Raw genomic sequence first — 17,630 nt, forward strand, 5'->3', positions numbered from 1 at the left:
ACGAAGCTACCAACCAACTTCATCGATATCTCCCCAATCCTGCTCGCACTCTTTATCGCTTTCGGCCTGCGCTTTCGCATGCGCGCTCACGCACGCGGAAACCGTCTCCCTATCCACGCCCGGAATGTCCGGCGATTCTTCCCCGCTTATAACCTGCATGTATTCGTAGAGCTCTGCTATCCGAGCATGCAGCCCGGCAGATGACGTTCCCGTGCATTCGTAAGCTGCCTCGTCAAAGCTCTGGAGGTCTATCAGGTGGCCGAGCACCCGCTTGATGATCGCCTCGCCATCGACCACCACGAGCTCAACATGCTCAAGCTCCTCGGCCGAGGAAAGGAGAAAACGCCATCCTTTCGTCCGCCTTGCGACCGGAATCTCGTCGCCTTCATCCTCGTGTTCGCCGCATGCCTGATAGCTGTGGGCGGCAAGCCAGAGTCCTCCCTCTCCCAAGCGATCGAAGCGAACCTCGAAGTTCGTGAGCATGTTGGCTTTGCCGAGGGGAAGTCCTGCCGTGAACGCGGATGTGTCGAACACGTCGAGCCTCTGGTCGTCGTAGGTGATCTTCACTATCATCTGCCACCCCTTTCCCTCGCCCTTGCGCGTTCCGCTTCCTGCTCGCGGACTCGCTGGCTGGAACCCTGGTTCCCGCGCATCCTCGTCGCAACGGCAGCCGGATCGCTATCGCGCTGCATGAGGGCCTTTCTCCGTTACGTACGACCGCGCCTCTATCAGCCTCCTGTAGCCCTCGCCGCCCTCGTTTCCGCGACGCTGCAGGGTCGAGAGCCTCCGATCGAAATCGTCCAGATTCTTCACGTTGAACTTCGCGCACGTTTCCAGCACGGCGGAGAGCCTTGACAGGTCGGCGAGGTCGTTTAGCGCCACTGCGCTTGCAGCTCTCTGGCGAATCTGTGAAGCAGTGCGGGCTTCGGGGATGTACGCCCCTTGGCGCTCGAAGCGGTTGCGCAGCATCTGTTTCCCGTAGGTGAAGCCGAGACGCTCTCCTGACACGCGCTTGGTCGGATCGTCGGCCAGCGCGAATATCCAATCTTCGCGGCGCGCCTTCTCGGAGTTGTCCTCAATCGAGATGCCGAGCTTCGCGAGGGCAGTCCTGAACTCGCCTTCGGTTCTGCAGGTGTTCTTAGCAAGGGCGACTCGCGCCCTGATATCTCCAACCCACGAATAGCCGCCTGAGCGCATGATCTCCCTTTCTGCGCGTCCGAAGTAAACTGCCTGGCGGCTTCTCGGCTCTAGCTTCCGCTCCTTGCTGCCCCGCTTCGGCATGACGTTGGAAAGACCCGACAACCCCATTTCCCGAGCCATGTCCTGAAGTTCTTGGTTGAGGGTCTCTGGCTTGCTTATGTGGCAGCGGTATCCGGTCTTGAGATTCGCGTTGTTGACGACGACGTGCGCATGCGGGATTCCCCTCTCGTTGTCGTCGTGGTAGACGATCGCCACCTCAAAGTCCTTGAAGTGTCTCTCTGTCCAAGCGCGGGATAGTCGGCGCAGCGCATTCAGGTCGATGCCGTCTTCGGGGTCGGGCGAGATGACGAAATGCTCGAACGTCCTGGCATCCAGGCCGCGCCAGGGGGTGTTCGTCCCGTAGGCTTCGCGCGTCCTGTCCATCTCGACGTCCCAATCAACGAAGATCGAATGCTCGCCAGGCGCTTCGCCGACCCATTCCTCCATGGGAAGATTCATCACGTCCCGTGCGAGCGCCCGGTTCCCCTTCTCAAGATATCGGCGTATGCCAGCCGTTCCTCCGTGCCCCGCTATGGCCTTCAGGATCGGCATCATCGGGCCTCGACGATCATCTTGTCCTGAAGCTTCGCGATCTCGTAGACGATGCGCTCCGCATTGCGGTTCACGGTGGCGAGCTCGACCTCGATGCACTCTGCCTTCTCGTCCAACAGGCGCGAGTCGCTCTTCCCGTGAGCGATGTAATAGTTGATGGAGTTCATCGCATGCACCGCCTGGTTGTAGTGGTAGCCCCAGCGAGTGAGCTCGCGTGAGATGTCACGGATCGATTTCTTGTCCAGGACAATGCAGGGCGCGGATTCCTCGGTTACCTCATCGCAGACGATCGGAATGCGGATGAGGTAGCGAAGGTACATTGACTTGGAGAGCTCGGCCTTGCAGCAGCGCTTCACTAGTTTCTGGTAATCGTCTTCGGCAAGGCGGAAGCTCAGTGTCCGAACTTTGTTGGTTTTGCTCATCGTTTCCTCCTGACGTGTTTGCTTTTCCCTAGGGGCGCGGGGGATCCCCCGCCAGCTTGTGCCCATTCGGCTCTGAGCCGGATGTCGCCAAGCTGCGCTCCCCGGGACTCACCGGAGCCGAGCCCGCAAACTGCTCGGCGACATAACCGTTCGAACGCCTCCCGGGGACAAGTTGCATGGCGCAAGGAATCGAAGATGTAATACGCCATGCGATACTTGCTGGATTCGGCGTCTAAGCGCCTATGACATCCAAGTTGGGTATTTATCCTGGGAATTGCATTCGGGGCGCTTAGCCGCCGTGCTGGAGGAAGGGCGTTGGGATTCATGTGCGAGCATGAAATCGCCTCGTTTCTTGCGTCTTCGCTGCACCTCCGAATGGTGGAATGAGATGCGGCTTGGTTTGTATTACATTCCCATTATATACCAAAACCGTACAGATATGTACGGTTTTGCATGAGAGAAATTGTTTCGAAAGAAGAGCTAAGACGTTAAAACGTGAATCTCAAGTCCTTCGCACATTCCTGAGAAGGAAGGAAAAGACAGCTGCGCGAGGTAAAACTTATTACGACTATGAGATCTGCTTGCTCATATGATAGTTGGTCAGCGGAATCCCATTCCTGACAACTGTGTTTTTGCGGTCTGCTACGTATCCCGCACTTTCGAAAAATGATCTTGCGGTGATCGAAGAAAAAAGGGCTATAGACCGAGATCCGCGTTCGCTCGCAAGACGCTCCAGCTCCATTAGGATAATCTTACCTATACCTTGGCTTTGGCGATCCTTATGAACATAGAGCATGTCGACATTGCCCTTATTGTCAAGACTTCCGAATCCAATTAGGATTCCGCATTCTTTGATGCCAACCGTCTGTTGACCGGATAGTTTTCGGACGATTCCTTCACGATGCTCATCGCAGTGAGGAGCCCATGCGTCGAGTTGTTCTTGGGTGTAGTCGTGAATGTTGATCGTATGAACTGTGTCAAAGAAGAGCTTGGCTGCCCTAGTGAAGTCTTCGTTGAGCAAAGGTCCAATTTCGTAGCCTTCGGAATCGTAAGCCGCATCTATCAAATGGCAGTGGAGCCCTTGTTCGCGACATGTCGTCAGATTGCCTTCGTTCTCCTCGACGAGGGCATCGACGTCTATCTCATCTGATAGCCGATTCTCGATTACATTTGAGAAGTGCCGGATGTCATCAACGTGATTTTTCAAGTAATTGCTCGTCATGACAAGGCAGCAGAATTCGATTTCCGCAAGGTATTCGGACTCAAAGTCCGCTCTCCAATCGAAGGGGATGTAGCATCCTTCAACGATGAGATTCTGCTTGTTCTCGATGGCTGTCTTTATCATCTCGCTGACGATTCCCCATAGATAGGGAGTGAGCAGCTCGTCATCCTCGGGCGTCAGCTGCGTCTGACCGCTGCGAATGAGCCCCATTTTCAGCAAGTCGATCGAAAGCACGGGGTAGCGGTAGCGCTCCATTAGCTTCTGGGCCAAAAGCGTCTTGCCCGTGTGGCTTGCGCCCGTGATTAAGATGATCATCGTCTTCCGTTCCCTTTGAACCATCTGATAGAAAAATTGTAAGACAGCGTACCTGTAGAATAGGCAGGAAACGCTCTTCTACCACCAGGCGTGGTAGAAGAGCTCGTCGCCGTCCTGGAGCGCATCGTAGACTTTGCGGATGATTTCGAGAGTGTCGTCAACATCCATGAAGTAGTCGTCATCGTACTCGCTGCTCCCGAAGAAGAAGCCCTCCTGGCGCGGCAGCAGCACCGGTGCGCTCTCTGGGTTCGCCTTCACGAGCTGGCACGTGATCCCGAGCGACATCAGCTGTTCGAAGCTCACGGGGTAGAGCTCGCAGTTCTCAAGCTCGCCGTAGGCAACGTTGCGCTCGAACCAGCCGTGGATGTGGTTGGCCTTGCGCCAGCAGGCGACCATTTCGTCTTGCTCGTTTTTCGCGGCGGCGCTGCGCTTCGTCAGATACATATCGAGTCCCATGGTGGTGATCCTTTCTGATGGTTGGCGGATTGTTCCCCGAAGGCCGCCGAGCCCATCGGCCCGGCGACGCATGCGGGACTCCTCAAGAGGAGGAAAGGAGGTCGGCTATTCCTCCTCCGGGATATCGCTGCAGGACATCACGTTGATGTGGTGCTTGATGAGCGCCCTGTCCGGGCTGATGAGGAGCAGGCCGATGTGGTCGAAGCGGATGGTGCAGGTGGCGTGGTCACGGCTGTCCTTCAGCCAGCTGATGGCGAACCCTTCGAGTGCCTCTTCGTTTACGTGCTCCGGCGGGAACGAGTCCGAGTCCCTGCGGGCTGCGACGGATACGAAAACGAGGGCGTCTTCGTCTTGCGCCACGATGCTTACGGGCGAGTCGATGTCGTCCTCCCAAGGCTGCTCGACGATCTCGTAGCCACGACGGTTAAGGTACGCTGCCGCTGCCTGGTTCGACTTCTCGATGAATTCTTTCATGATGACCTCCTGATTGTCTTAGGCTCGGCCCTTTGCCTTGCCTTGTGACACGGGAGGCGCACGGGTTCGCGCGCTTTGCAAGGGGGAAAGCGAAGCGGCACGTCGAAGGCTGTTCTTCGCCGCACTAGTTTTCGCATTTGTTTTCGGAGGATTGGGAGAATGCCTCTACCGAGAAAAGAAATGGGAAAAGTATCGCGGCCCTTGCCAAAGCCCTGAGCGGTTCCGTGCGAGCGTGCGTGTGATAAGGCAGGAAAGGGCGAGGCGCGCAGGAGGGCATCGGGGAAATCTCGATCGGGCCATGCACGCCTCACCAGCGATGCGCTCACACGATTTCGATGGCGACCGACGGCTCGACATGCAGCGCGAGCTCGTCGTTGTTGCAAGACGTCCGGAATTCAATGTCGTCCCAGCTCTCGCCGATGCGGCAGAACTCGTAGGGAAGCCCGCACTCGTCGATCTCGCTGAGCGCGTCTGCGACATTGCTCACGTCGGCGAAAAGGCCCTCGTACCACTTGATGTAGTCCCAGCCGAAGACCACGCATCCGTCGCTTTCCTCGAAGAAATCCGGCTTGCGGCAAGAGCCCATGAGGGGAGATGTCCCCAAGCCCTCGCTGAGCGTATCCACGCGCTCGCACATCTGGTCGTAGCCCTCGCGGGTCGTGACTATCTTCACTTCGCTTCTGTATCCCATGTTCGCGATCCTTTCTGGTGGTGTTGTATGCGGAGCGGCGGCTGCCAGCCCACGCAGGGCTGGCAGCGAAAAGGCCGGTCACTCGCGGGGAGCGATCCGGCAGGTGTCCGAGTCGATGTAGTTGTTGCCGTTCCAGGAGTAATCGCCGTCGTGCTCGTAGCGGTTCACGAAGGGAGCGCCCACAAGTCCCCTGGGCGCGTCGTCCGCGCCGGAGCCGACGACCTCGAAGAGCTCGTATCCGGATTCGTACTCGCGCATCCAGACCTTATCGCCCAAACGAACCTCGGACGTGGGGATCTCGGGCGCATCGAGGAAGTCGCCGAGCCTCAGGCCCTCGGGCATCGCCTCGTCGAAGGCGTGGAGCATCTCGTTGAACTTGTGCCAGTCCTCCTCTTCGGAAGGCTCGAAGGAGCGCATCCCGATGGGGTTCCAGTCTGCGTCGTACTCCGTTCGCAGGTGGTCGGCGATGCGCCAGTCCTCGATGACGTAGACGCCGTTGTCTCCGGGATCCATCTGCCGATCCGTGGTGTAGGCACCGATGCCGAGGGACAAGGAGCCACCGAAGAAGTTCCCCATCACCTGGCACATGCGCGCCCAGCCGTAGCAGTCCTGGCTCGGGGGACGGTAGCCTTGAAGCTCGCAGTACTTGAGAAGCGGTTCGACGGTATCCCGACCGCCGTTCCAGTGCAGGTACAGCCCGATCTTTCGCTCCTTCGTGGTGATGACTGCCCGATTTCCCATGATGACCTCCTAATCTTTCGGCGGTCGCCCTGTGCCACCGCCTCGTGATCCGGGGTCGTGCGCGGGTTCCGCCTGCGGTGCAAGGAGTAAAGCGGGCTTCTTCGCAAAGGGCGCATGCCCGCAACCTGCACGAGAGGTTTGCGAAGGGAAATCTGCTTGTGCGGGTTTTGCGCAGGAAGGACGCGCCTTGCGGCGCACACGGCGGGTTCCGTGCGAGAGTGCCTGGATGAGAGGCGGGGCGGGGCGATCGTGCAAGGCGAGGAGGCATGGGAAGTAGGCTATCGAAAACGAGGAAGAAGGAGCGGGCAGCCATTATGGCGGTTCGGCGAGTGCTGGAGACGCGCTGCCTTTTGTGACAGCGTTCGGTACGGATTTGTACGATAATGGGCAGATACGGCAAGACTTGAAGGGGACGGATGCGCATGGCGACTGTCGGCGAGAACATAAGGAAGCACCGAAAGGCGCAGGGCCTGAGCATCGTGGGGCTCGCGGAGAAGGTCGGCATGACCGAGGGCGCGATCCGCCACTACGAGAGCGGGATACGCACGCCCGGTGAAGAGCAGCTGAAGAAGATCGCCCGAGCCCTCGACGTGTCACCGAAGATGCTCGAAGACCATAAGATCGAGAGCGCCAGAGACTTGGTGGGAACACTACTCCAGCTCGAAGACGAGTTCGGGCTCGTCCCAGACATGTGCGACGGCGGCCTATGGATCGACCCGAAGGCGAAGAACGCCCAGAAGACGGATGCCGTGATAAAGGCCTGGGGTGCGATGCGCCACCGCCTCATCACGGGCGAGATCACCCAGGAGGAATACGATGCCTGGAAGATGAAGTTCTAGACGCAAAAGAATAAGGATATGAGCATGAAATTGAATTGGCTTAATAACAGCGGCTTCATCACAAAAAAGCTTTACGCACCGTTTGCCGTTGAAAAAGACAGCGAGTACCTGCAGGATCTATCCAGCCGGTATGACATCCTTTTTAAACAGGCGCAAGGGGCTGGAGCAGATAAGAAGAGCATCGACATAATAGATGAATACAGGGAGATGATTCTTGGGGCGCTTGAAAAATACTACGAGGCAGATATCGCGCAATGCAACGCAATAATAGAAGAGCTAATCCAAGATATTGGCGATAACCCCCTTGCAGTCGATAAAGTAAATCGATCAAGGGCTTTCCCCGGAACGCTTGGCAGCGAGGTCCAATTCTTCAGGGGAAGGGTTGGTAATCCATCCTGTGCTTATTCGAAAAAGAGCATGCTTCATTTGCCGAAAAGCCAAAGGGCAAAAACCGGCAATTATAGGTTCAGTATTCCCGGCAATCCAAGCTTTTACCTTGCTATTTCTTTGAAATGACTGACGCTGAAATCGCGGAGCTGATGAAGATACCGCGAAGCACAGTACGGTATCGACGGACAAGCTCTTTTGAACTGCTAAAAAGATTTTTGGAGGAACGCGCTGATGAATGGGAAGAATTTTAATGACGACGAGCGCGGCTTATTACCTTTCCCGGTCATTTTAGCCGCGACAAAGGGCGACCCCGACGCTATGAAAGTTGTCTTGCAGCATTATCAAAGCTACATAGCCCACCTGTCTATGCGGAAAATCCGCGATACAAGCGGTAACACCTTTTGGGGCATAGACGAGGATTTACGGGAACGGCTGCAAGCGAAGCTCATGCGGGCTATCCTTAATTTTAAGATCAATTAAGCCATTGGCGCAAAGTATTCTCCCCTTTCTGCTTTGCGCGGCTTATTGGCTCTTGTCCTTGAACCTTGACAAAGAAAGCGGCGCAAGATAACGGCGGCGCAGCATAGGGCAGATCGGATACGTCCCTTTTGCGCCGAGCCACACGGCGGGTGCGCCATGACACTATCCCGGCGGGGTTTTCTTTTCCCCGCCGGGACAGCCGAGCGACCAACACCACGCCGGGGAGCAAGTTTAGCAGCTTGCGGGCGACGACAGCGCAGAATATATAATGATACTCCCTTACCGCCACAGTCCGAGCGTTCAAAGCGTCGCAGGCAATGGGTAGGGCTGCATGAGAACCATGCAGGGGTGAAATTCCCGTGAGGTTACGCTATTAACCGTCCGATCACAGCCCCTTTTCACCATTAACCTTTTACCCATTTTTGAAAGGGGGATTTATAGAAATGAACAATGCTGATGTGCCTATTTGGGAAAAGTACACGCTTACCATTGAGGAAGCGTCAAAATATTTCCGCATTGGGGAAAACAAGCTGCGCAAACTTGCAGAGGAAAACCCCACGGCGGGCTGGATATTCCTAAACGGCAACCGTATTCAGATCAAGAGGAAACAGTTTGAAAAGATCATTGACACACTGGACGCGATTTAGCGAAAAAGATAGTGAAAAAGAGCCTTGAATATGCTATAATAAATGTAGGCATATCAAGGCTCTTTCCGACACGGAAAGGAGCAAAAACAATGTCGGAGAAAAGACGTGATAATAAAAACCGCATTTTGCGTTCGGGAGAGAGCCAGAGAAAAGACGGGAGATATGCTTACAAATATACCGATACTTTTGGTAAAGTGCAATTTGTCTATGCTTGGAAGTTAGTGCCTACGGACAAGACCCCTGCCGGGAAGCGTGACGACATATCCCTTAGAGAAAAGAAAAAAGAGATACAGAAAGACCTTGACGACGGGATAGACACAATCGGAAAGAAAATGACCGTCTGCGAGCTTTACGCGAAGCAGAACCGCCACCGGGGGAATGTAAGGCACAACACCACAAAGGGGCGCGAACGGCTGATGAAGCTGCTGGAAGCGGACAAACTTGGTTCCTGCCCCATTGACAGTGTGAAGCTGTCCGACGCGAAAGAATGGGCGTTGCGCATGAAAGAAAAGGGAATATCCTATAAGACCATAAGCAACGACAAGCGTTCTCTGAAAGCTGCTTTTTACACAGCGATACAGGACGACTGTATAAGGAAGAACCCCTTTGACTTCCAGCTAAACACCGTGATCGAGGATGACACAGAGCCGAAAGTACCCCTCACAGGAGAACAGGAAGAAAGCCTTTTATCCTTTATGCAGAGTGATAGCGTCTATCAGAAATACCGTGACGAGGTTATCATACTGCTGGGGACGGGGCTTAGGATTTCCGAACTCTGCGGACTGACTGAAACCGACCTTGACTTTGAAAACCGGGTAATCAATGTAGACCACCAGCTTTTACGGAGCGCGGAAACAGGTTACTACATAGAGAAGCCCAAAACGCAGAGCGGTATCAGACAAATTCCAATGAGTGAAAAAGTGTATGAAGCGTTGGGGCGCGTGTTGGAGAACCGCAAGGGAGCGAAGCAGATCACCATTGACGGTTACAGCCATTTCCTTTTCCTCAACCGGGACGGCTGCCCGAAAACAAATGTGAACTACGCGACCATGTTCCGGGGGCTTGCGAAGAAGTACAACAAGTGCCATGAGGAAGCCTTACCCAAAGTAATGACACCCCACACCCTGCGCCATACGTTCTGCACCAACTTAGCCAATGCGGGCATGAACCCGAAAGCGTTACAGTATATCATGGGACATTCCAACATTACCATGACGCTGAACTATTACGCACACGCAACTTTCGCTTCCGCAAAGGCTGAAATGGAAAGGCTGATTGCAGCATAGCCACAGACGGATTTACTACTTCTTTTACTACCATTGAGAGGGAAAACCTAAGAAGTTATAAAGGTATATGTGAACTTCTCCCCATATCTAAAATGCCGGGAAAGCCCGGAAATACGGGCTATACCGACATATAAGAACTTCTAAAGAGATAATCTAAATTCACCATAAATTTTAATCCCAAAAATATTGGATAAAATGTCCAATTTGTAACGGAAAGACGAGGGTTCAAGTATTTTATAATACGGTATTAAGAAATTTTCCTCTTTTCTGCCCTAAATGTAAATTAACACATATCATTGATGTTGAAAAATTAGAAATCATAATCAAAAACTCTGAAAAACAAAAGGAAGGATATTAAATGAAACACTTACCTAAAAGTACACTTACGGAAATATTGAATGACCCATACGGATTTACTTACAAAGAAATGTCGGAAGTAATTGGAGAGGATAAAGCAAGAGCCTTATATGCGGAATTGTATAAACAGCCATTTCACAAAAAAAATCTATCAATATCAACAAAAAAGTCTATAAAAGTAGCGATACTGAAAAGTATGTTTATGAATTGAAAGACAACAGGTATATCGAAACGGTTTTTATTAAACGGCGAGATGGTGGGACTGTTTGCGTAAGTACGCAAGTTGGTTGTTCTGTTGGCTGTATTTTTTGTGAGTCCGGACGCAATGGTTTCGTTCGTAATCTAACACCATCTGAAATTGTGCAGCAGGTCATATTGATACGTCAAAAAGTAAATCGTATCGTTTTTATGGGAATGGGAGAACCTTTATTCAATTACGACAACTTGATTGCAGCAATCCATATTCTTCGAGATAGAAATGGACTTAACTTTCCAACCGACGGCATTACCGTATCAACAGTTGGTCCAGTTAATCAATTAAAAAAATTGCGCGAAGAACATCTAAAAATTCAGTTGACAATATCTTTACATGCAGCAACACAGGCTGCGAGAAACTGCATCATTCCTCATATGCACATGTACGCTATTGAAGATGTTGTTAAGCAAGCATTGTCCTATTCACAAAGGCATAATCGAAAAGTGGTATTTGCGTATTTGCTTTTACCAGGTATAAATGACCGTTCCTCAGATATAAAGCAACTTGCAAAATGGTTTAAGGGCAAAAATGTTATGATTAACGTGCTGCAATACAACCCGACGAGTAATTCAAAAATTAGAGCACCACAAAAACAAGAAATGGTTGCGTTCAAACATCAATTAGAGCAAACAGGACTTGAAGTTACCATGAGAGTTTCTCATGGTAGAGAGATTAAAGCAGCTTGTGGACAGTTAGCTAATACATATAATAAAGCCAAAAAACAACAAAAATAATTTAATTAAAAGAGCCAGACGCACAGACGCAGAGCCGATAATATGCAATTTGAAATACTGCTGTTATCGGCTCTTTTTTGATTTAATTTGTGCCCCCAATAACCATATTGGAGCAAAATCAGAACTGTTGCTTGTCGTTCTTTGATTTCCGCAGCAGCTTTGAAAAACCAAAGCCGCCGTTTCTTTTTATCTTCTAATGAAATGACGCGGTATCACTGTTAAAAGCGGCGGCTAAAAGGAGGTAGCCGCCATGAAGCACATACCCTATCGACAAAATCCGACGGTCATTGACATATCAAAAAAAGCCCGACCACCGCCGGGGAAATTTCTACCCATGAATATGAACTGTATAATCATATAAATACATTTTTTAATTCCTTTGCGTCCGTTTGCATTTTGCAGACGGGCGCATTTTGCTGTCCTCAAAAAAATTTGAAAAAAGTTTGCTGTTTGAGTTGGCAAAATTTCGGCGCTTCCGTGGAGGGCAGCCGAAAGGGGAACACCAACCCGCCCCCGGGAACGAAAGGGGGTGAGAAAATGAACCCTGCACAATTTGAATGGCAAACGAGATGTGAGTTTAATGCGTACTGTAAACATACTTTGCGCAATGAACTGATTGACGCTCTACGGGAAAGCAAAAAGCGTGAACGCAACGAAGTTAGCTTTTCAGCCTTAACCCCACAAGAGGAAAAACAGCTTTATACCGTTGACAAGTATTTTGCCAACGAGGACGAAGAAACCTTTTGCGCGGGCGGCTTGAAAATTACCGCTAAACTGTTGGCTGACGCTATGCACTCCCTGCCAGACGAAAAGCGGAGAACCGTGTTACTGTACAAACTCGTCATATGGATGCTGGATTGAAACTGGTTGTCCTTCTGATATCGAATTCAATGTTGCCCCTATCGTACTGGATGGAACACAGAAGATTTTCAACTTAGCGGTTTCGATAAGAAATTTCGGTTCATTAGATGAGTTCGAAGAGAGCAGGGTTCATTGCTGGCTCAAGCTGCTCATGCTGATGATCGCTACGTCGTATCGGGTCAATGAGGATAAGAGAGCATTCAAGTCCGAATACATCATCTCCCAGTCGGTAATGATGGCTTGCAAAAGGGTGGGATACGATGGCGTTGCGTATTTTTCCAGAAGAGTGTCAGACAAGGCGTTTGCTTATTGCGCTATCGACCTTGCCCTATTCGTTAATTTTGATGGTGAGTATTCTTCACTTATCAAGCACATAAAGATGGATGACCCCTTGAACTATTTCGTATTCAAACAGCTGCTTCCATCATTGAAATACAAAGAATACGACTTAAGGACAGCAAACAATCCTTTGATAACAAACATAGGGAACTACGACAGACAATATCCCTATAGAGAAACAGAGTTTTTCGAGTTCGATAAATTTCTGTTCGCCTCGTGGGAGAAAAGGTCGTCCGGCAAAGGAAAGAATGAACCCCCTTGGGGCGTGTCTGTGTAGCAACACAAATTCTCTGAAATGTCCGGTTAAACCTTACCAAGTACTGGCCCCTTGGGCAAAGGGCGTTATCCGTTCTCAAGCATGAAGCCCATCTCTTCACCGGCTATGCAAACTGATATAAGCAACCACTAGTCTTTATGTCACAAAAATGATATAGTTCTTGTGACAAGAAAGGACAACTAGGTGAGCGAGCAAAGAGCCATAGTGGAAATGGTTTCCGAGGCAAAGCCGGGAGCGGTCTTCGTTCCGAGCGACTTCGCCGAGGCGGGATCGGCAGACGCCGTTCGCAAGGCGCTGTCCCGGATGGTGGAAGCCGGGGAGCTGGAACGTCCGATGCGGGGGCTCTACCGCAAGCCACGACGAAGCGCCTTCTTGGACAAAGCGGTTCCCGCGAGTCCCGATGAGATTGCGGAGGCCCTTGCCCGCAAATTCGAGTGGCGCATCGCGCCCTACGGGGACACGGCCCTCAATCGACTGGGCGTGGACTCCCAAGTTCCTTCGGTCGTGCGCTACGTGAGCGACGGGCCGTACCGGACCTATCAGTACGGCCCCTATACGATCGAGTTCAGGCATACAGCCAATCGCGACCTGTCGAGGCTGAACCCCGTTGCGGCCACCGTCGTCCAGGCGTTGAAGGCACTCGGCAAAGACGGCGTAACGGAAGACGCGCTCGACATCATCTCCTCCCGGCTCGACGATTCGCAGATGGAGAGGCTCGCGTCGGAGACCCGCAACTCAACGTCATGGGTAAGAGAAGCGGTTAGGGATATGCAGAGAAGGAAGGTACAGCATGCGTGAATTCGCGACGTTGCCGCAGAAAGACCGCTCGGATGCGCTGATTGTCGCGGCGCGAGAGAAGGGGATGCACCCGGCTATCGTCGAGAAGGATTTCTGGGTCTGCTGGACGCTCGATTACCTCTTCGGTGAATCCGCATTCAAGGACTCGTTCGCATTCAAGGGAGGGACGAGCCTGTCGAAGGGTTTCAATCTCATCGAGCGCTTCTCGGAAGACATCGACCTCATTTTTGACTGGAGGCTTTTGGGATACGGAATCGATAAGCCCTGGGAGAAGAGGAGCAATACGAAGCAGGACGCGTTCGTAAGGCAGATCAACGAGGATGCCGCGTCGTTTCTGCGCGAAGAGCTGATGCCGGAAATGCAGGCATATCTCGGCGGCCAGCATATTGCCAACGCCTCGCTGCGAATCGACGAGGATGATCCCCAAACACTCAGATTCTTCTACCCGCAATCCTTCTCTGATGATTCCATTCTGCAGGAAATCCGGTTGGAGACTGGAGCGCTCGCAGCATGGACGCCCACGACCGTGGCGCACATCAGCCCCTACATTGCCGAGGAGTTCCCAGAAGCCTTCGCTCAGCCGGAGACATCCGTGCTGACAGTGTCTCCCGAGAGGACGTTCTGGGAGAAGGCGACCATCTTGCACAAGGAAGCATTCCGCATGAACGGGAAGTTTCCGTCTAGGTATTCCCGCCACTACTACGATCTTTACAAGCTGGCGCATTCCGATATCAAGACGAGAGCGCTAAACGACGCGAGCCTCCTCAAGAGCGTGGTCGACTTCAAGATGACCTTCTGGCGGTCGAACGCCGCCCGATACGACCTATGTGTCCTCGGGACATTGAAACTCATGCCCCCAAAGGATTCCATGCCCCTGGTCGAGCAGGATTACGCATCCATGCGAAACATGATCTTCGGTGATGCTCCCGACTTCGGTGATTTGATGCTGGGAATATCCGAACTTGAATCGGAGATCAATAATCATGGGCCTTTGAAAGGGTAATGCTATGTATGTATCAAAGATAAGGATTCGCGAATTCAAGGTATTCAGACGCTTTGAACTCCAGTTAGGGGATGGCTTGAATATCCTCGCAGGGGACAATGATGTTGGTAAGAGCACCTTGCTAGAAGCGATCCACCTCGTCTTGACTGCGTTGTACAGAGGGCGATCAATTGCTGCGGAGATCAGCGAGGAGCTGTTCAATAGAGAGTGCGTCCAAGAATTTTTCAAGGAGGTTGGTGAAGGCGGGTTGCCCGAGCCTCCCAGAATCGTGATTGAAGCAGTTTTCGATGGACCAGGAACTACTGCAGAGTATCAAGGTGATTTCAATCTGCTACACGCAAACGAAAGCGGCCTTGGTCTCGCCATTGAACTTAATGCAGATGAGTATGCGGAGGACTTCTGGTCTTATGTTAGATCTAGCGAGGCGGACGAACTTCCAGTCGAGTACTTCAAAGTAACTCGATATCGCTTCGATAGAAGCACTGTTTTTCAGCGCAAGATCCCTCTTCGATCTTCATTTATAGACTCGTCTGGCCAGCAAATGCGCCAGGGTTCGAGAGCGTACATTTCGAGATCAGCGCGTGAGGTGTTGCCAGACGAGCAATTGATCGCCCTTGCCCAATCCCACAGAAAAGCGCGCCGTACGTTCAATGCCGACGAGAATGTCGTAGAGGCAAATAGGCTAATGGGTGAGAAGGTGAAAAGCCTGACGCAGAAGAGCGTCTCGTTTGCGGCGTCCAAAGGCACTAAAGACGCCTGGGAAAACTCCATAGAAGCGCACTTGGACGATATCCCTCTCTGTAATGCGGGTGCAGGTTCGCAGAATATTATCGCTATTGAGCTCGCTCTTCGTAAGGTGGACAGCGAGAAGAGCAATGTCATTCTTCTCGAAGAACCGGAAGGGCACCTATCGCATGCTAGGTTAAACATGCTGTTGGCGGACATAGAGGACAAAACTGGCAATAACCAGATCTTGGTTAGCACCCACAGTAGCTATGTGGCCAACAAGCTCATGCTAAATAGGTTGATCTGGATCAATGAAGGCGAAACAAGCGAACTCAAAAGCCTTTCCGATGATACCTCTCGGTTCTTCAGCAAAATTGCCGGCTATGACACGTTGAGGCTTCTCTTTTCCCGTGGAGCCATCCTCGTTGAAGGCGATTCGGACGAGCTGGTTGTGCAGAAAGCGTATATGGACAAACACGATGGCAGGCTTCCCATACAAGATGGAATCGAGGTGGTTTCTGTAGGCACCTCCTTCCTCCGCTTCTTCGAACTTGCCGAAACGATGGGCAAGCCAGTTGTCGCCGTAACCGACAACGACGGTGACCTGGAGTCTGTCGAGAGAAAATACGAGGGCTATCGTGCCCTTGGCGATAAGAGCATTGCTCCTGAAAGCGCGGTCGCATATCCGAGCGATATCGCAGTGAGCTTTCCCCGGCATATCCTCCCAAAGGGGGATATCGACAATTACAGCTACAACACTTTAGAGCCTGAGCTGTTTGATGCGAACAATCTTGAGGGAGTCAACCAAATTCTTGGCAAGTCTTTCAAGGACAGGGATGAGGCTCTGCGACACATGAAAAACAACAAAGTCGAATGCGCTATGCGCTTTTTCGAGTATAGAGGCCAATTTGTCATTCCGCCCTATATCGAAGAAGCGCTCGATTTCATTGAGAAGGTTTGCGGTGACACGGGGCAATAAGAGCATATTGTTTGAGGCTGCAGCTGGTTCCGGCAAAACCACAATGCTTGCCAAGCGTGCACTTGCTTCGCTGGGGAGAAGAGCTCTCTTTACGACATACACGGATGAAAATACGGAGGAAATAGGCGCTTCGTTGCTGCGAATGAATGGATCGCCGCCTAAGAATATCGATCTGATGCCTTGGTTTACGTTTCTGCTTCGACATTGCGTTAAGCCATTTCTTTGGCATGCGGGTTTCGGATTGGATTCTGTTTCTGGAATATATCTGGTAAGCAAGCAATCCGCACCGCGCACAAAAAAGGAAAGCGTTGGGCACTATCTGACTCCAGATGGACGGGTGTATACAGATAAATTGGCCGAGCTGGCTCTGTATATTAATGAAAGAACGCATGGTGCGGTCATTGCGCGTCTCGGCAGCATTTACGATAGCTTTTTCATTGACGAAGCGCAGGACCTTAGCGGCTATGATCTTGAGCTGGTCGAGGCAATGCTCCGATCTGGCATGAGCCTTACTATGGCTGCCGACCAGCGCCAAGCCACATATCATACAAACAACTCCAGCAAAAACGGTAAATATCGCGATTTAGGATTAGGTCGTTTTCTTGAGGATCGAAGACTGATAGGCCTATGCGGTATTGATAATCAATCATTAGCAGGATGTCATAGGTGCAATCAGCAAATACTTGATATCGCTAACAGTCTGTACCCTAATCTTGCAAAAGCTAGTTCGATTAGAGAATTGAGTGACGAGGATAGCGTGCTTCCGCCTGTTCATATTGTGCCGAGCGAAGATGTGCGGAGATATGTTGAAAGGTGGCGACCCGTTGTATTGCGCAATAGCGCGCAAACTCATGTTCCTGAGGAGTACTTGACTCAAAACTTTGGAGCATCCAAGGGAAGAACGTACGGTAGAGTTCTTATATACCCAACCGATTCAATCCGAAAATGGCTCCTAAATCGCACGGAAGACTTGAAGCCAATAACCCGGGCAAGATTCTATGTTGCGTTAACGCGTGCGCAGCATAGCGTCGGGTTCGTTGGAACGAAAGATCTGGCGAACAGATCAGGTCTTCCTGTATTCGGTTTTTCGGAAAGCGGTTGAGGCCATAAGCGCGTGGGGCGAAATCCGTCACCGCCTTATCACTGGCGAGATCACCCAGGAGGAATACGACGCCTGGAAAAGGAAGTTCTAAGAGAAGAGAAGCCGATCAGCTTGGTTTGGGCTGATCGGCCGAGCGATCAAACTTCCTGGAAAGCGCTATTGAGGTCTTTGGCGCAGCTTTCAAGGATGCTTCTTATGGCTGCCAGCTCCGAAGATGTGACGGTGCCATCATCCCCGGCTTTCTCCTCCAGCAAAAGGAGCAACGAGGCTGCACCCTCTATCTTCTCGGCTGACTCGACCACAGCGTTGACCGCACTGGCGGATATCGAATAGTCTTTCTCGGTTGCCATCTAGATGTACCCTTTTCTTCCCTCCAACCATTGGAAAAGATGGTAGCCGTTGTCTTCAAAAAGAGAGGCATCCACCTCAGTTGTCACGCTGTTG

At 51.8% G+C, this 17,630-nt stretch carries 22 protein-coding genes; 13 read left to right on the forward strand and 9 right to left on the reverse strand.

What is annotated here, in order from left to right:
* Window positions 1-6: 6 nt before the first annotated feature.
* The 8 genes from DW178_RS04900 to DW178_RS04935 form a co-directional block, all read right to left on the reverse strand.
* Window positions 7-573: a hypothetical protein gene (locus DW178_RS04900; RefSeq protein WP_118349989.1), complete on the reverse strand. Its 567-nt coding sequence runs from the start codon at window positions 571-573 to the stop codon at window positions 7-9.
* 105 nt (window positions 574-678) lie between these two features.
* Entirely contained in the window at window positions 679-1,791 is a 1,113-nt protein-coding gene (locus tag DW178_RS04905) for a relaxase/mobilization nuclease domain-containing protein (RefSeq protein ID WP_118350019.1), read from the reverse strand.
* Window positions 1,791-2,213: a CopG family transcriptional regulator gene (locus DW178_RS04910; RefSeq protein WP_118349990.1), complete on the reverse strand. Its 423-nt coding sequence runs from the start codon at window positions 2,211-2,213 to the stop codon at window positions 1,791-1,793. Before DW178_RS04910 ends, DW178_RS04905 begins: the two co-directional genes overlap by 1 nt.
* Before the next feature lie 568 nt (window positions 2,214-2,781).
* Window positions 2,782-3,750: a GNAT family N-acetyltransferase gene (locus DW178_RS04915; RefSeq protein ID WP_118349991.1), complete on the reverse strand. Its 969-nt coding sequence runs from the start codon at window positions 3,748-3,750 to the stop codon at window positions 2,782-2,784.
* A gap of 78 nt (window positions 3,751-3,828) precedes the next feature.
* Window positions 3,829-4,206 carry a hypothetical protein gene (locus tag DW178_RS04920; protein ID WP_118349992.1) on the reverse strand — a complete coding sequence of 126 codons (378 nt, stop codon included), beginning with the start codon at window positions 4,204-4,206 and terminating at the stop codon, window positions 3,829-3,831.
* Between the two features lie 105 nt (window positions 4,207-4,311).
* A complete protein-coding gene (locus DW178_RS04925) occupies window positions 4,312-4,680 on the reverse strand; it encodes a YraN family protein (protein WP_118349993.1) in 369 nt (122 codons plus the stop codon).
* Between the two features lie 322 nt (window positions 4,681-5,002).
* Window positions 5,003-5,371, reverse strand: a complete 369-nt coding sequence (locus DW178_RS04930) for a hypothetical protein (RefSeq protein WP_118349994.1) — start codon at window positions 5,369-5,371, stop codon at window positions 5,003-5,005.
* Between the two features lie 78 nt (window positions 5,372-5,449).
* The gene (locus DW178_RS04935; protein ID WP_118349995.1) at window positions 5,450-6,112 is read right to left on the reverse strand and encodes a hypothetical protein; all 663 of its coding nucleotides are present in this window, start codon (window positions 6,110-6,112) and stop codon (window positions 5,450-5,452) included.
* Between the two features lie 422 nt (window positions 6,113-6,534).
* Here DW178_RS04935 and DW178_RS04940 point away from each other — a divergent pair, with 422 nt between their 5' ends.
* The 13 genes from DW178_RS04940 to DW178_RS05010 all read left to right on the forward strand — a co-directional run bounded on the left by DW178_RS04940 (window position 6,535) and on the right by DW178_RS05010 (window position 17,186).
* Window positions 6,535-6,951, forward strand: a complete 417-nt coding sequence (locus tag DW178_RS04940) for a helix-turn-helix domain-containing protein (protein WP_118350020.1) — start codon at window positions 6,535-6,537, stop codon at window positions 6,949-6,951.
* A gap of 24 nt (window positions 6,952-6,975) precedes the next feature.
* A complete protein-coding gene (locus tag DW178_RS04945) occupies window positions 6,976-7,467 on the forward strand; it encodes a hypothetical protein (RefSeq protein ID WP_147363816.1) in 492 nt (163 codons plus the stop codon).
* Window positions 7,468-7,572: 105 nt separating this feature from the next.
* Window positions 7,573-7,821, forward strand: a complete 249-nt coding sequence (locus DW178_RS04955) for a helix-turn-helix domain-containing protein (protein WP_118349997.1) — start codon at window positions 7,573-7,575, stop codon at window positions 7,819-7,821.
* A 443-nt stretch (window positions 7,822-8,264) separates the two neighbouring features.
* Window positions 8,265-8,468, forward strand: a complete 204-nt coding sequence (locus tag DW178_RS04965; protein WP_118349998.1) for an excisionase — start codon at window positions 8,265-8,267, stop codon at window positions 8,466-8,468.
* Window positions 8,469-8,557: 89 nt separating this feature from the next.
* Window positions 8,558-9,754: a site-specific integrase gene (locus tag DW178_RS04970; RefSeq protein ID WP_118349999.1), complete on the forward strand. Its 1,197-nt coding sequence runs from the start codon at window positions 8,558-8,560 to the stop codon at window positions 9,752-9,754.
* A 190-nt stretch (window positions 9,755-9,944) separates the two neighbouring features.
* Window positions 9,945-10,112, forward strand: coding sequence for a cysteine-rich KTR domain-containing protein (locus tag DW178_RS04975; RefSeq protein ID WP_118350021.1), 168 nt, complete (start codon window positions 9,945-9,947; stop codon window positions 10,110-10,112).
* A 206-nt stretch (window positions 10,113-10,318) separates the two neighbouring features.
* Complete coding sequence (locus DW178_RS04980) at window positions 10,319-11,101, forward strand: radical SAM protein (protein ID WP_438503427.1); 783 nt, start codon at window positions 10,319-10,321, stop codon at window positions 11,099-11,101.
* Between the two features lie 537 nt (window positions 11,102-11,638).
* Entirely contained in the window at window positions 11,639-11,962 is a 324-nt protein-coding gene (locus tag DW178_RS04985; protein ID WP_199669247.1) for a hypothetical protein, read from the forward strand.
* Between the two features lie 151 nt (window positions 11,963-12,113).
* On the forward strand, window positions 12,114-12,578 hold the full coding sequence (locus DW178_RS04990; protein ID WP_118350000.1) for a hypothetical protein: 465 nt from the start codon (window positions 12,114-12,116) through the stop codon (window positions 12,576-12,578).
* Between the two features lie 183 nt (window positions 12,579-12,761).
* Window positions 12,762-13,376 (forward strand): DUF6088 family protein, encoded by a 615-nt coding sequence (locus tag DW178_RS04995; RefSeq protein ID WP_147363817.1) that lies wholly within the window; start codon window positions 12,762-12,764, stop codon window positions 13,374-13,376.
* On the forward strand, window positions 13,369-14,379 hold the full coding sequence (locus tag DW178_RS05000; protein WP_118350002.1) for a nucleotidyl transferase AbiEii/AbiGii toxin family protein: 1,011 nt from the start codon (window positions 13,369-13,371) through the stop codon (window positions 14,377-14,379). Before DW178_RS04995 ends, DW178_RS05000 begins: the two co-directional genes overlap by 8 nt.
* A 4-nt stretch (window positions 14,380-14,383) precedes the next feature.
* Window positions 14,384-16,084: an ATP-dependent nuclease gene (locus DW178_RS05005; protein ID WP_118350003.1), complete on the forward strand. Its 1,701-nt coding sequence runs from the start codon at window positions 14,384-14,386 to the stop codon at window positions 16,082-16,084.
* Entirely contained in the window at window positions 16,068-17,186 is a 1,119-nt protein-coding gene (locus tag DW178_RS05010) for a DEAD/DEAH box helicase (RefSeq protein WP_195631325.1), read from the forward strand. The genes DW178_RS05005 and DW178_RS05010 overlap by 17 nt, the downstream gene beginning before the upstream one ends.
* 137 nt (window positions 17,187-17,323) lie before the next feature.
* Here the strand turns inward: DW178_RS05010 and DW178_RS05015 are convergent, their stop codons facing one another.
* Window positions 17,324-17,536 (reverse strand): hypothetical protein, encoded by a 213-nt coding sequence (locus tag DW178_RS05015; RefSeq protein WP_118350005.1) that lies wholly within the window; start codon window positions 17,534-17,536, stop codon window positions 17,324-17,326.
* Between the last annotated feature and the right edge of the window lie 94 nt (window positions 17,537-17,630).

This window comes from Eggerthella sp. AM16-19 (assembly GCF_003474385.1).
Taxonomy (GTDB): Bacteria; Actinomycetota; Coriobacteriia; order Coriobacteriales; family Eggerthellaceae; genus Senegalimassilia.

What these genes read in the sequence shown, in the direction of transcription:
- DW178_RS04940 (WP_118350020.1), top strand. Translation starts at nt 6,535, where the DNA reads ATGGCGACTGTCGGCGAGAACATAAGGAAGCACCGAAAGGCGCAGGGC.
- DW178_RS05000 (WP_118350002.1), top strand. Translation starts at nt 13,369, where the DNA reads ATGCGTGAATTCGCGACGTTGCCGCAGAAAGACCGCTCGGATGCGCTG.
- DW178_RS04990 (WP_118350000.1), top strand. Translation starts at nt 12,114, where the DNA reads ATGCTGATGATCGCTACGTCGTATCGGGTCAATGAGGATAAGAGAGCA.
- DW178_RS04905 (WP_118350019.1), bottom strand. Translation starts at nt 1,791, where the DNA reads ATGCCGATCCTGAAGGCCATAGCGGGGCACGGAGGAACGGCTGGCATA.
- DW178_RS04935 (WP_118349995.1), bottom strand. Translation starts at nt 6,112, where the DNA reads ATGGGAAATCGGGCAGTCATCACCACGAAGGAGCGAAAGATCGGGCTG.
- DW178_RS05015 (WP_118350005.1), bottom strand. Translation starts at nt 17,536, where the DNA reads ATGGCAACCGAGAAAGACTATTCGATATCCGCCAGTGCGGTCAACGCT.
- DW178_RS04945 (WP_147363816.1), top strand. Translation starts at nt 6,976, where the DNA reads ATGAAATTGAATTGGCTTAATAACAGCGGCTTCATCACAAAAAAGCTT.
- DW178_RS04970 (WP_118349999.1), top strand. Translation starts at nt 8,558, where the DNA reads ATGTCGGAGAAAAGACGTGATAATAAAAACCGCATTTTGCGTTCGGGA.
- DW178_RS04985 (WP_199669247.1), top strand. Translation starts at nt 11,639, where the DNA reads ATGAACCCTGCACAATTTGAATGGCAAACGAGATGTGAGTTTAATGCG.
- DW178_RS04965 (WP_118349998.1), top strand. Translation starts at nt 8,265, where the DNA reads ATGAACAATGCTGATGTGCCTATTTGGGAAAAGTACACGCTTACCATT.
- DW178_RS04920 (WP_118349992.1), bottom strand. Translation starts at nt 4,206, where the DNA reads ATGGGACTCGATATGTATCTGACGAAGCGCAGCGCCGCCGCGAAAAAC.
- DW178_RS04925 (WP_118349993.1), bottom strand. Translation starts at nt 4,680, where the DNA reads ATGAAAGAATTCATCGAGAAGTCGAACCAGGCAGCGGCAGCGTACCTT.
- DW178_RS04955 (WP_118349997.1), top strand. Translation starts at nt 7,573, where the DNA reads ATGAATGGGAAGAATTTTAATGACGACGAGCGCGGCTTATTACCTTTC.
- DW178_RS04910 (WP_118349990.1), bottom strand. Translation starts at nt 2,213, where the DNA reads ATGAGCAAAACCAACAAAGTTCGGACACTGAGCTTCCGCCTTGCCGAA.
- DW178_RS04900 (WP_118349989.1), bottom strand. Translation starts at nt 573, where the DNA reads ATGATAGTGAAGATCACCTACGACGACCAGAGGCTCGACGTGTTCGAC.
- DW178_RS04915 (WP_118349991.1), bottom strand. Translation starts at nt 3,750, where the DNA reads ATGATCATCTTAATCACGGGCGCAAGCCACACGGGCAAGACGCTTTTG.
- DW178_RS04930 (WP_118349994.1), bottom strand. Translation starts at nt 5,371, where the DNA reads ATGGGATACAGAAGCGAAGTGAAGATAGTCACGACCCGCGAGGGCTAC.
- DW178_RS05005 (WP_118350003.1), top strand. Translation starts at nt 14,384, where the DNA reads ATGTATGTATCAAAGATAAGGATTCGCGAATTCAAGGTATTCAGACGC.